At 36.2% G+C, this 12,880-nt stretch carries 11 protein-coding genes; all 11 read left to right on the forward strand.

Going from position 1 to position 12,880, the window contains the following annotated elements:
• Positions 1-7 precede the first annotated feature (7 nt).
• The 11 genes from J4N22_RS13130 to J4N22_RS13180 are packed head-to-tail and all read left to right on the forward strand — an operon-like array spanning position 8 to position 12,852.
• Positions 8-2,377, forward strand: a complete 2,370-nt coding sequence (locus J4N22_RS13130; RefSeq protein ID WP_207495268.1) for a GumC family protein — start codon at positions 8-10, stop codon at positions 2,375-2,377.
• 9 nt (positions 2,378-2,386) lie between these two features.
• Positions 2,387-3,682: an oligosaccharide flippase family protein gene (locus J4N22_RS13135; RefSeq protein WP_207495269.1), complete on the forward strand. Its 1,296-nt coding sequence runs from the start codon at positions 2,387-2,389 to the stop codon at positions 3,680-3,682.
• Positions 3,683-3,686: 4 nt separating this feature from the next.
• A complete protein-coding gene (locus J4N22_RS20155) occupies positions 3,687-4,295 on the forward strand; it encodes an acyltransferase (protein ID WP_207495271.1) in 609 nt (202 codons plus the stop codon).
• Positions 4,296-4,297: 2 nt separating this feature from the next.
• On the forward strand, positions 4,298-5,626 hold the full coding sequence (locus J4N22_RS13145; RefSeq protein ID WP_207495273.1) for a hypothetical protein: 1,329 nt from the start codon (positions 4,298-4,300) through the stop codon (positions 5,624-5,626).
• A 17-nt stretch (positions 5,627-5,643) separates the two neighbouring features.
• Positions 5,644-6,603 (forward strand): glycosyltransferase family 2 protein, encoded by a 960-nt coding sequence (locus tag J4N22_RS13150; RefSeq protein ID WP_207495275.1) that lies wholly within the window; start codon positions 5,644-5,646, stop codon positions 6,601-6,603.
• Positions 6,585-7,550: a glycosyltransferase family 2 protein gene (locus J4N22_RS13155; RefSeq protein ID WP_207495276.1), complete on the forward strand. Its 966-nt coding sequence runs from the start codon at positions 6,585-6,587 to the stop codon at positions 7,548-7,550. Before J4N22_RS13150 ends, J4N22_RS13155 begins: the two co-directional genes overlap by 19 nt.
• A complete protein-coding gene (locus tag J4N22_RS13160) occupies positions 7,547-8,608 on the forward strand; it encodes a glycosyltransferase (RefSeq protein ID WP_207495277.1) in 1,062 nt (353 codons plus the stop codon). The genes J4N22_RS13155 and J4N22_RS13160 overlap by 4 nt, the downstream gene beginning before the upstream one ends.
• Positions 8,605-9,117: a serine acetyltransferase gene (locus tag J4N22_RS19960; protein ID WP_242692216.1), complete on the forward strand. Its 513-nt coding sequence runs from the start codon at positions 8,605-8,607 to the stop codon at positions 9,115-9,117. Before J4N22_RS13160 ends, J4N22_RS19960 begins: the two co-directional genes overlap by 4 nt.
• 6 nt (positions 9,118-9,123) lie before the next feature.
• Positions 9,124-10,254, forward strand: a complete 1,131-nt coding sequence (locus J4N22_RS13170) for a glycosyltransferase family 4 protein (protein WP_207495278.1) — start codon at positions 9,124-9,126, stop codon at positions 10,252-10,254.
• Between the two features lie 19 nt (positions 10,255-10,273).
• Positions 10,274-11,584: a nucleotide sugar dehydrogenase gene (locus J4N22_RS13175; RefSeq protein WP_207495279.1), complete on the forward strand. Its 1,311-nt coding sequence runs from the start codon at positions 10,274-10,276 to the stop codon at positions 11,582-11,584.
• Positions 11,585-11,586: 2 nt separating this feature from the next.
• Complete coding sequence (locus tag J4N22_RS13180; protein WP_207495280.1) at positions 11,587-12,852, forward strand: glycosyltransferase family 4 protein; 1,266 nt, start codon at positions 11,587-11,589, stop codon at positions 12,850-12,852.
• The last annotated feature ends 28 nt before the right edge of the window (positions 12,853-12,880 follow it).

Here is a 12,880-nt window from a genome sequence, read left to right on the forward strand (position 1 = left end):
TTTCCATATGCAAACAAATCAATTGTCTCCGTTTTCGCAAGAGTATAAGCCAAAGGAGGAAGAAGGGCTGAGTGAACTTGTGGAAAAGTACCTGCCGTGGTGGCCGCTTTTTGTGGCATTGATGCTGCTGGGAGGTATCTGCGCGTATATCTACTTGCGATATACCATCCCTGTGTATGAAGTGACAGCCAACCTGTTGGTTAAAGATGAAAAGAAAGGGATCAACAGTGCCGATATCATGGAGTCGCTTGACCTGTTTGGGTCAAAGAAGATCGTAGAGAACGAGATTGAGGTACTGAAGTCGAGAACACTGATGAAAGAAGTGGTACAGAACCTGCACCTGTATGCCCCTGTTATGGAAGAGGGAAGGGTGAAGGATGTATCTGGCTACCTGGCATCCCCGGTGCTGGTACAGGTGAAAGATCCTGCACATATCAATGGCATTATCAAGGAATACTTTTATGTAAAAAACGGTAAGGTGGTACTTGATTCAAAAGAGTACAACCTGGATACATGGATAGTTGTTGACAGTGACACCATCCGATTTGTAAAAAATCCTAATTACAGGCAAAGCAAGGAGGATAAACCCTTCTACTTCTCATTGGTGGATGTAAAAAGAGTGGTAAATAGTTATGCATCCGCTCTTATCGTGTCACCTACGAGCAAACAGGCTACAGTAATAAATCTAAAATTAAAAGATCCTATACCGAAGCGTGGGGAGGATGTACTGAATGAGCTCATCCAGGTGTACAACCGTGCTGCTATTGAGGATAAAAATAAACTGGCTGCCAATACCCTTGCCTTTGTTGAGGAACGATTGCATTTTGTAGTAAATGAGCTTGACTCTGTGGAAGGTGCGATACAACGTTACAAAACGCAAAAAGGCATTGTGAACATCAGTGAACAGGGGCGACTGTTCCTTGAAAGCGTAGAGAGCAATGACCAGAAGGTGGCAGAGATGAATATGCAGCTGGCGGTGCTCGACCAGGTAGAGCAGTATGTACGCAGTAAAGCGGGAGCAGCAGGTGTAGTGCCGTCCACTTTAGGCGTCAATGATCCGGTATTAAGTCAATTATTACAGCGCTTATACGAACTGGAGGTGCAATATGAAAAACTTAAGAAGACAACCGCAGAAGGTAACTATGTTTTGGTAAGTGTACAGGACCAGATTGAGAAGGTAAAGCCTAGTATATTAGAGAACATCCAGAACCAGCGTAGAAGCCTCAATGCAGGAAGAAACAATTTAACAGGAGTTAGCAACCAATATGCTTCAGTATTAAAAACCCTTCCGCAAAAGGAAAGGGAACTGCTGGAGATCAGCCGTCAGCAGTCTATCAAGAATAATATCTATACATTTTTGCTACAGAAACGAGAAGAGACTGCCCTGTCTTTTGCGAGTACGGTAGCAGATAGCCGAATAGTAGATGTGGCAGAAGCTTCTCTTGCGCCTATTAGTCCAAAAAGGTCGGTTGTTTATTTGGGTGCCATTGCTGCAGGACTTGTAATAGGAATTGGTTTTATAAGTTTTAAAGAAATAATTAATCGAAATGTCTTGTTTAGAAACGATATTGTCAAATATTTAAGCTGGCCTATTATTGGTGAAGTAGCACATGACCTTAAAGGCCAAGAAATAGTCATTGGAAACGGGGAACGTCATGTCATTGCTGAGCAATTTCGGCAAATACGTTCATCTTTAGCTTATTTGGGCATCAACCAACATCGAAAAACAATTTTGATAACCTCTACCATCTCAGGTGAAGGAAAAACATTTATAGCGGCTAATTTAGCAACAAGTTTAGCTCTTACTGATAAAAAAGTTGTGCTTCTTGAGTTAGACTTACGCAAGCCCAAATTAAGTCCGCTTTTCAAAGCTGATTCAACTATTGGTATAAGTAGCTACTTAGTGGGAGCAGTTGGTATGGGTGAAATTATTCAACGGACTGACGTTAATGAAAATCTTTTCTTTATTTCATCTGGTCCAATTCCTCCAAATCCCTCGGAACTAATTTTAAATGGCAGAATGTCAGAGTTGTTAACTTTTCTAGAACAAGAATTTGATTATATACTTATTGATACAGCTCCTATTGCCCCTGTTACTGATGCAAGTATACTAACAAAACTTTGCCATACTACTTTGTATGTTGTGCGTCATGGATATACCCCCAAATCAATTCTGAAAAAGCTAGATGAGAACAAGAATGTTACTGGTTTAAAGAACCCTGCCGTCATCTTCAATGGTTTAAAAAGTCGTGGATTTCAAAAGTATGGTTATGGCTATGGTTATGGTTATAGTTATGGCTATGGTTACGGTAATGATATACAAGGCTCAAAAAATAAAACTTTGCTTCAGAAGATATTAAGCTTTTTCACCCTTTAAAAAATTATTTTGCGTTCGGAAAAAAAAGTTTTGGGAAAGAACCTTCTTTCCCTAGGGGTAATCCAAGTTGGTAATTATCTTTTTCCTTTGATAACTCTTCCAATAGTTACACGTATTATAGGAGCGGAAAAATTTGGTATATTAAATTTTACTGCCTCCTTTGTCGCTTACTTTACACTATTAATAAGTTTTGGATTCGAACTTACTGGAACAAGAAGAGTTGCCGCAGATCCAGAAAATGAAGAGAATAGAAACAGAGTCTTCAGCGAAATTTTCTTTACGCAGTGCTGGCTGCTTTTAGCTTCAGTTGTAATATTTATTGTGGTCTTATTCAATATCTCTGAATTGAACGCAAATAAACAAATTTCAATATTTACTTTTTTGACATGTCTTGGAACAGTTGTGACACAAAACTGGCTTTTTCAAGCAATGCAGGAGCTATCAAAAGTAGCAATTCTTAATTTTTTCGCCAAGCTAGTATCTACTATATTGATTTTATTTTTTATCCGAAAAGAAGCTGATTTCATATGGCAGCCACTGATTTTAAGCTTAAGTACTTTAACTGTTGGTTTAGCATCATTTATTTGGGCGATTAAACGGTATAAACTAAGACTTATTCCAGTGACACTGCAACAGTCTTTAAAGGTTATGTGGAAAGAAAAGATGTTTTTCTTTTCTTTATGTGTAATCAGTCTTTATTCAAATACGAGTGTCATTATTTTAGGTATACTCCGTGATCTTGAGCAAGTAGGATTTTATACAGCTGGTGAAAAGCTTATCAATATAATTAAAGCATTAGTTTTGATCCCATTCACTCAAGCTTTGTTTCCCTACATTGGAAAAGCATTTGGGGAAACTTTTGATAAAGGACTAAGCGTTGTACAAAGGTTATTTCCTATTGTTATTTTTGGTGGTCTAATTTCAGCTGGATTTATTGTTATATTAAGTCCATTAGTAGTTAATTTATTATACGGTGCGGATTTTGAAAAGTCAATTAATATTTGTTATGTGCTTTCCCTGGTGCCTCTTTTAGTAGGATTAAATTCTCTGCTAGGGCTCCAAGTGATGATTAATTTGAGAATGGATAGAACCTTCTTCTTTGCAACACTTCTGTCAGCGACTGTAGGATTAATTTTCAGTCCGATCCTTTCAATTAGACTAGGTTATTTGGGACCTGCATTTACATGGCTATTTGTGGAACTGCTAAATTTTTCTGCTTTTTACATAATTCTTTCAAAAAAGAATATACAAGTTCTACAATGGCAAAATTTTTCTTTAAAAAACATGGCTAAAAGCTTTAATTAAGAGGATGAAACTAGCTTTGAAGTTTGTTTATCAACTGATAAAGTTGGTATTTGGTAATTTTCAAAATCTGCACATTAGGCTCTTGTTTTATGTTAAGGATGTTAAATTTTCGACTTTCCCAGTAGTCATTGGTTCTTTAAAAGTAAAAAATGAAGGGTTGTTCATCATTGGTAAAAATGTTCTGTTTAATGGTTCATCTAGCTCTAATCTTGTTGGTTTGTATAAAGGATGTACTGTGGCTGTTTCTAAAGGAGCAAAGTTAATCATTGGTGATAACTCCGGATTTTCCGGTGTTTCAATTTATTGCAGTACAGAAATAACTATTGGGCAGTATGTTAATTGTGGTGGAAATGTTTGCATTTGGGATACAGATTTTCACCCTCTTCAAAAAGATTCTAGGAGGTTGCATGTGTTATCTGAAATACAGACTTCTCCAGTCAAGATTTGTGATGATGTATTTATCGGTGCTAATAGTATAATCCTTAAGGGAGTTCAAGTTGGGGAGGGTGCTATTATAGGTGCAGGTAGTGTAGTGACAAGAGATGTTCCTGCAAATGAAATTTGGGCTGGCAATCCTGCAAAGTTTATAAAGAAAGTTAATTTAGAAGACTAATTGTGTTAGGATTAATAGTATTTCTTCTTTATTGGTTTTGTGTTTTAAATAATGACAATAAGGGAAGCCTTTTCTTTTTGTTCCTTCAATGTACTTCTATTTTTCAACTTGTTCCAGTTGAATACATAAATTTACCGCCAGTAATTACCAAGCCATATGATTGGCTATGTATCTCCCTAATTATAAATATTTTAATTAGTTCTAGAAATTTACGACTCTTCAAGGTCTGGAATAAGGCAACTGTATGTTTTATTCTGTTTATTTGCTTGCTGTTATTGTATTCTTTGCTGATTTTGAACCATGAAACTAAAGTGTCTTTATCAGTGTTCAGGCTTTACTTGTTTTTTCTTCTTCCCATTTTATTCATAAGGTATACAATTAACGAACTTCAGGATGCGCTAACAGTATTATCAAATTTTACTGTTTTTGCATGTCTCATTTACATAATTCAGGCGTTTGCTGGTGTGCCTCTTTTGTCTTCTTTTCAAAGTGATTCTGTTGCTTCAAACATTGGCGTAAGTGGTATCCGAAGGTTTTACAATATGCCCTTTTACACTGTTTTTGTCGTACTAGTTTATTTTAAATTTCTAGTTGATAAAATGAAACTAAAACATCTAGCTGCATTTGTAGTTACTTTTAGTGCTGTTCTTTTATCATTCAATCGCAACACATTAATAGTTGCTTTGATGTCATGCCTTTTTATCTTTTTCTACAAGAGGCGTTTCTCTATTTCCCATTTTGTTATTGGCTGTGTTATTGCCATTGCAGTTTTCGGCTCAATAAGTTTTTTCTCTAATGAAAGAATGGAACAAGGCTTTGATGATATAACCAGTATTGTAGGGTCTTCATCCTTTTCTAATATTCGAGATGTAAGTGTTAACGAAGTGTCTACCACAGAGTTCAGGCTCTTGCACTTTTATGAACGATTTATTTTTTTATTGAACAGTGGGGTAACAGAGACACTTTTGGGAATTGGACTTGTGAGTAATCAATCTGCTATAGTTAACAACCTTAGCTTCAATATAGGATTGCAAAATGATTTCAAAGAAGTAAGCCAGATTGACACAGGCGATATTATTTGGTCAGTTTTAATTCTTCAAGTAGGAATAATAGGTGTACTTCTATTCGTGAGTTTAGTGTTTCAGTACATTTACTTTTTCTTATTAAATAAAGAAATTTCAATAGCTTTTATATCTGGGATGTTCTTACTGTCTTTGTTTATCTCTTCGTTTTTTAGCATAGAAATACTTTTTGTTCCAAATATTGCCCTTTATTCAATGCTTTACGTTTATGTTAAAAAGCTGAAACTCTCAAATCGTAAATTAAATTAAATCTTTTCTATAAATCCATGTGTATAACAGCAGAATGTGGTACAATTAAAATATCAATTATAACTTCTATATACAAAGGAGAAAAATTTTTAGCACATTTTCTTGATCATCTTAAGAGGATTGAGAATTGTTCAGAAAGCGAAATCATCTTTGTACATAATGATCCTTCTGAGGAAGAATTAAGTCTTATTCAACAATTTATTGAGCAACAATGGATGAAAGTAAAGCACCTAATTGTTCCTCGTGAAGGATTGTATTGTTCCTGGAATAGAGGTATAAGTGCTGCGGACGGTAAATATATCACAATCTGGAATATTGATGATGTTAGACTGCCAGACTCATTGAAGTTACAATCAATTGCCCTTGATCAAAATCCTTCAAGTTTTTTAACGTATGGTAATTTCAAGATTGTAAATAATTACGGGCAACTGGAAGGTTTTGACGTCATTGTTCCTGAATACAATAAGTCCAACAGTAGTTTTAGGAGGAGGCACCATGGCGGGAGTTTTATTATGTGGAGGAAGGATTTGCATGAGAAAATTGGATATTTTGATGAACAGTTCAAATTAATTGCTGATTTTGACTTTCAAATTAGAGTTTGTCATGCTTATCCTATTGTAAAAACAAATCATTTTTTAGGATATTTCTTAGCAGGGACTTCTACTAATCTTAGCAGTAATTATTTACTTCAAGACATAGAACATACGGCACTTCACCTAAGATATGGAAATCTAGATCTTGTAAAACTACCGACTATTTTATCTACTATAAAACAAGTTAAAATCTCTCAGTACAGATGGTTTGGTAACTTTTGTTCAACTGACAATTATAGTATTCACCCTCTGAAAAACCTGTTGTTTAATTTTCCTTTAATAGTTATACCTGTTATTTACCTACCTAGGCATCTTGCTAGGCAATACCTAAAAAAGCGGTTCCCTAGTTTAAGCAAAATCAAAAAATGGATCTCATTAAAATGAAGCAAGATAACCCGCTTGTAAGTGTTGTTACGCCTGTGTACAACCGTAGTGATTCGATTGGAAAATGCATCCATAGTGTCATTAGTCAATCATTTAAAGATATTGAAGTTATTGTGATTGATGATGGATCGACTGATAACACTCGTTCAGTTATTGAAAGTATTCTTGAGAAGCATCCTTGTGTTATTTTGGTTAAAAATGAAAACAATAAGGGAGTAAACTTTGCTAGAAACAGAGGCATAGAAAAAGCTCGTGGAAAGTTTATCTTGTTTTTAGATAGTGACGATGAAATTGCACCTTTCGGTTTGGAAACAATAGTTAAATCTATAACACAGGATAATATCTTCCAACATTATTTGTTTAATGTAAGTGATAGGATAGATGATCCAACTTTGCCTATAACAAAATCCATCTTCAAATATGAAGATTGGTTGTCTGGTAGGCTCAGGGGGGACTTTTGCCACGTTGTGGAGCGCTCACTTCTAATAAGATTTCCTTTTCAAGAACAATTTCGAATATATGAAAGCCTAAATTGGTTAAGAATTCTAAAGGAAAATAAGGAGCAAAAATATTCTCCTGATATACTTCTGATAAGGGAAAGAAATAGAGATGATTCTGTCACTCTTGAAACAGTTTTAAGAACACGGAAAGCGGTTTACAACAAATACCTTTTTTTAACGGAATATATAAAGCAGTTTTCAGCGGACCTAATATATTTAAAACATGAAGATTTACTTATTTCTTATCTGAAAACCTGTATTCTGCTTGGAATTGGTTTAGGCGAAACAAAGGCAAATAAGGAAATGATTAACCGGTTTGAGTTGGTTTTGTCTAATTCGTATATTTTTCGCTTGATCAACAAAAAAATGTTCTCTTTAGTTGTACTCCAATTGATTTTTTTAAAATCAAGTATTAATAGAAATCTTAAAAAGATTAGTTTAAAATGAAGGTGATGCACTGTTTTTTTACAATGCAAACTGGAGGAGCACAGGTGTTAGCTGTAGATGTTTTGAACAAAATGAGTGAACAGCATCAGACCTATCTTGTTGTTGTAAACGATTTGTGGAGTCAGGATATATTGGCTGCATTAGACAAAAAAGTTGAGGTCATATTGGTTAAGAGGGAGGAAGGAAGTAGAAATCCCTTCCCCATTTTACGGTTGAACTACATAATTAAAAAGATAAGACCAGATATAATACATTGTCATGAGAATAAGCTTGCAAAAATACTTTTTACCAAGCGGAGAGGAATGATTTTCACTGTTCATGATGTTGGTTTAGATCTTTCATGCTTGTTACAATATACTGGAGTTACATCTATTTCTAATTCTGTTCATGACGATGTCCTAAGCAGATATAACATCAATACTGAGATTGTTTATAATGGTATCCCTTTTGAAAAAGTAACTCGTAGGATCAAGTATTCTTTATGTGACGGAGAGCAAATTAAATTTGTGCAAATTAGCCGACTGGTGCATGAAAAGAAAGGACAAATGGTTCTTATTGAAGCATTTAAGCAGTTGATTAATGAATGCTCTTATAATATATGCCTTGACTTTGTTGGTGACGGCCCCTCCTATACATTTCTTCTTGAGCAAATTCGGGATTATGGTTTAGAAAATAGGATTTCATTGGTAGGAGCTAAAAGCCGTGACTGGATCTTCAGCAATCTTCACCAATATCATGCGCTTGTTCAGCCTTCTTTTTATGAAGGTTTCGGATTGACTGTTGTTGAAGGAGTTGCCGCAGGCTTACCAGTAGTTGCTTCTAAGATTGAAGGTCCATTAGAGATATTAGAACAGACCAATAAACCGTTACTTTTTGAACCAGGAAACGTTGAGGAATGTGCTGCTATGTTGAAGGTGGTAATTCACTCATATCAAAATAATGTTCTACAAAGTGTGATGAATGAAAACTATATGACAATTCAACATAAATTTTCGATAGACAATACAGTGAATGGTTTTTTAGAAATTTACAAAAGTAACTTGATAAATAGACGATGAGACGTTTTAACTTCCTAGTGCAAGATTGGAATCGAAACACTGGCAATACCAAAGGGAGATTTGTTACTTTTTTCTTCAGGATTGGAAATGCCTGTTGTACTAGTAGAATACTAAAAATCATTATGTTACCTTACCTTTTATTTTATAGGATTTTTTTTGAGTGGATTCTAGGGATTGAATTGCCATTTAATACAAAAGTAGGTAGAGGGCTTATCATCTACCATGGTCAGAGTCTAGTTGTACACAAAAATGTTGTCATCGGTGATAACTGCATTTTGCGGCACTCAACAACAATTGGCAACGCTCGAAGTGGAGGACAATGTCCTAGGATTGGTAATAATGTCAATATAGGTTCTAACACATGTATTTTAGGAGCAATCAAAATTGGTGATAATGTGGTTATTGGTGCTGGTAGCGTGGTGGTTAAAGATATTCCTTGCAATAGTGTTGTTGCAGGAAATCCTGCACGTATAATTAAATCAAGAATATTTTTAAATACTGAATTGTAGGATGATATGAAAATACCTAAAGAAGTGTCAGAACAAATTTTGACAATTGGAGAATCTTACATCAATCATCGCGGAGGAATTGCCGGTGTTATAAATTCATATTCTACTAGATTTGAAACTTTCAAATTTATAGCATCTTATAAACCTTTCACCAATAAGCTAGTGGGTATCCCTTATTTCTTAAAAGCTGTTTATAAACTTTTAATTATTCTATTTTTTGATAAAAAGATTAAAGTAGTGCACCTGCATAGTGCAGCTAAGGGTAGCTTTTTTAGAAAGTTAATCATATTTGTGATATGTAAGTATTTTTTCAAAAAAAGCATTGTCTTTCACTGCCATGGGTCTGAGTTCAAGGATTTTTTCACTAAAAACAAAGTATTCAGCTTCCTTGTAAGGTTTCTTGTTAATCGAGTGGATCTTGTTATCTGTCTTTCTAATTCATGGAAAAAGTTCTTCAGTGAAAAATTTTCACCTCGGCAAGTTATTGTTTTAGAAAATATAATTGAACGACCTGTAACATTACTCAAGAATTCAAGTAAATCAGTTAATGGTACTCTAAAACTCTTATTTCTGGGTTCTATTGGTGATAGAAAGGGAATTTTCGATGTCCTAGAGGTTTTTAAAATAAATAAAGATGTTTTCCATGGGAAACTTGAACTAATAATTGGAGGAAATGGCGACATTGGCCGGCTGCAGAATTATATCATAAATAATGACTTACAAGAGCTTGTGAAATATCATGGATGGGTCTCGGGTACAAAAAAGGCAGAATTGTTAGCAGAAAGTAATTTATACATTCTGCCTTCGTACAATGAAGGGTTACCACTTTCTATTCTAGAGGCAATGAGTTATAACCTTCCTATAATAAGTACGCCTGTTGGAGGTATTCCTGAAATTGTTTTTGAAGGTGTTAATGGTTTTTTAATACCTCCGGGAGATCTCAGTCTTTTGACCAAAACTTTGAATTTATTTCTAGACAATCGAAATTGTATAACTGATATGGGAGACCAGTCTTCAAAAGTTGTCATTCCATATTACGAAGAGGGGGTGATTCCTAAATTAACTACATTATATACTTTTCTTCTAATGAAGATTGCAGAAAGATATCCAGAAAAAGTATCCACAATCTCATTGTAAATCATTTTAATAAATTACTATGAATATAAGTATTTTCGGCCTTGGCTATGTAGGCTGTGTAAGTCTTGGTTGCCTTGCCAGGAATGGTCACACTGTCATAGGTGTGGATGTAAGCGAGACGAAGGTCAGGCAGATCAACAGCGGCCTTGCAACGATCATCGAGAAAGATATCGATATCATTATCCAGGAAGAACACCTGAAGGGGCGGATCTCTGCTACAACTGACTTCATAGAAGCAATCAACTCAACAGACGTTTCTATTGTTGCGGTTGGTACGCCCTCCAGCTCTAAAGGGCATCTGAACCTGGAGTATATCTTCAATGTTGCGGAACATTTGGGTGTGGCTTTGAAAGACAAAAACAGCTTCCATGTAGTAGCTATCCGCTCAACAGTGTTCCCCGGGACTATCCAGAAGTTTCAAAAGGTAATAGAAGAAACATCTGGTAAGGTTGCCAATGTTGATTTTGCAGTTGTCTCCAATCCAGAGTTCTTGCGTGAGGGTACGGCAGTACATGATTACAATCATCCACCGCTTACACTTATTGGTAGTCAAAATAAGAAGGCGGCAGATATCATGGCGTCGCTTTACAATCACTTGCCTGCCGAGGTGGTGATTACTGATGTTCAGGTAGCGGAAGTAATGAAGTATGTAAACAACACCTTCCATGCTCTTAAAATCGGTTTCGCTAACGAAATAGGCAATATCTGTTCAGCCTTGAATATCGACTCTCACAAGGTGATGGAAATATTCTGTATGGACAAAGAGTTGAATATCTCCTCTTATTACTTTAAACCTGGGTTTGCATATGGCGGATCTTGCCTGCCTAAAGACCTGAAAGGCTTACAGACATTAGCGCACGATCTTTATGTGAAAGCCCCCATCCTGGAGAGCATCGATAAGACGAATGAGATACAAATATCCCGTGCGGTAAACCTGGTGCAACAACTTGGAAAAAAGAAGATCGCTATTCTTGGTCTCAGCTTCAAGGCAGGAACAGATGACCTGCGTAATTCACCTGCAGTAACTGTTGTGGAAACGTTGCTCGGAAAAGGATTCGAGGTACAGATCTATGATAAGAATGTACAACTCTCTAAGCTAACGGGAACGAATAAAGAATATATAGACCAACACATCCCACACCTCAGCAAACTGATGGTAAACCACCTGGATGAACTGGTGGATTATGCTGAAGTAATTCTAGTAAACAACCGTGAAAAGGAATATGTAGATATGCTGTTAGAAACTGAATCGGCAGCTACAATAGTGGATATGGTACGTATGCCTGAGCCAATAAGGGCGAGGGCCAATTATATAGGCATAAACTGGTAATCATGTTTGCAAAAAAACACATTTTAATTGTTGTTGAGAACCTGCCGGTTCCCTTCGACCGCCGCGTTTGGCAAGAAGCCAACACATTGAAGGAGAACGGCGCCCATGTTTCTATCATCTGTCCAAAGATGAAAGGTTACACGGCGGCTTTTGAAACAATTAACGGCATTGATATTTACAGGCATCCGCTACCGCTGGAAGCTAAGGGGGCAATGGGGTATTTATTAGAGTACACCATTGCCATTTTTTGGGAATTTGTTCTCTGTTGGAAGATTTATTTCAAGAAACGGTTTCATGTTATCCAGGGCTGTAATCCGCCTGACCTCATTTTTTTCACTGCATTATTTTTTAAACCGTTTGGTGTAAAATATGTTTTTGATCACCATGATATCAATCCGGAGTTATACATAGCCAAGTATGACAAAAAAGGATTTTTTTACAAGTTTCTTTTGCTTGTTGAAAGGCTCACTTTCGCTACTGCTAATTATAGTATTGCAACGAATGAGTCTTACAAGGCCATAGCAATTGGTAGAGGTAAAATGCCTGCGGATAAAGTACAGGTAGTGAGAAGCGGCCCTAAGCTCGACAGGTTGAAGTTGACAGCAGGTAACCAGAAGTATAAGAAAGGAAGAAAGTACCTGGTTGGGTATGTTGGTGTAATAGGTGAGCAGGAAGGCCTCGACCTTTTGCTTGAATCAGTGAAGCATATTGTAAAGCATCGCCAGGATGTACAATTTGCAATTGTGGGTGGCGGAACTGACCTGGAAAAGATCAAAGCGCTTGCGAGTGAGATGGGACTTCAGGATTATGTAGACTTTTATGGCAGGGTAGATGATGAAACGATGGTAGATGTACTGAATACTGCAGATGTATGTGTTAATCCTGATAAACCAACTGAGATGAACAACCTTTCCACAATGAATAAGATCATGGAATATATGGCTCTGCAAAAGCCAATTGTTCAATATGATCTTAAAGAAGGACGTTTCTCTGCACACCAAGCATCTCTTTATGCAGAAAACAGTACAATAGATTTCGGTAATAAAATTTGCCAACTATTGGATAACGAAGAACTACGACTTAATATGGGAATGTATGGGTACAATAGGGTAATTACTGAACTTTCATGGGATCACGAAAGCAAAAAACTTGTATCCTTTTACAAAAGGGTTTTGAACGTTGCAGAACCATTTGGGCTAAACGTACCAATTGAAACTAGTAAGCGAAAAGCCACAGAAACAGAAGTGGTACAACATACAATTAGCTAAAGGGATCCCTGATAACTGAAGTTGGAGT

Origin of the sequence: Aridibaculum aurantiacum (assembly GCF_017355875.1) — a bacterium.
Classification (GTDB): Bacteria; Bacteroidota; Bacteroidia; order Chitinophagales; family Chitinophagaceae; genus Segetibacter; species Segetibacter aurantiacus.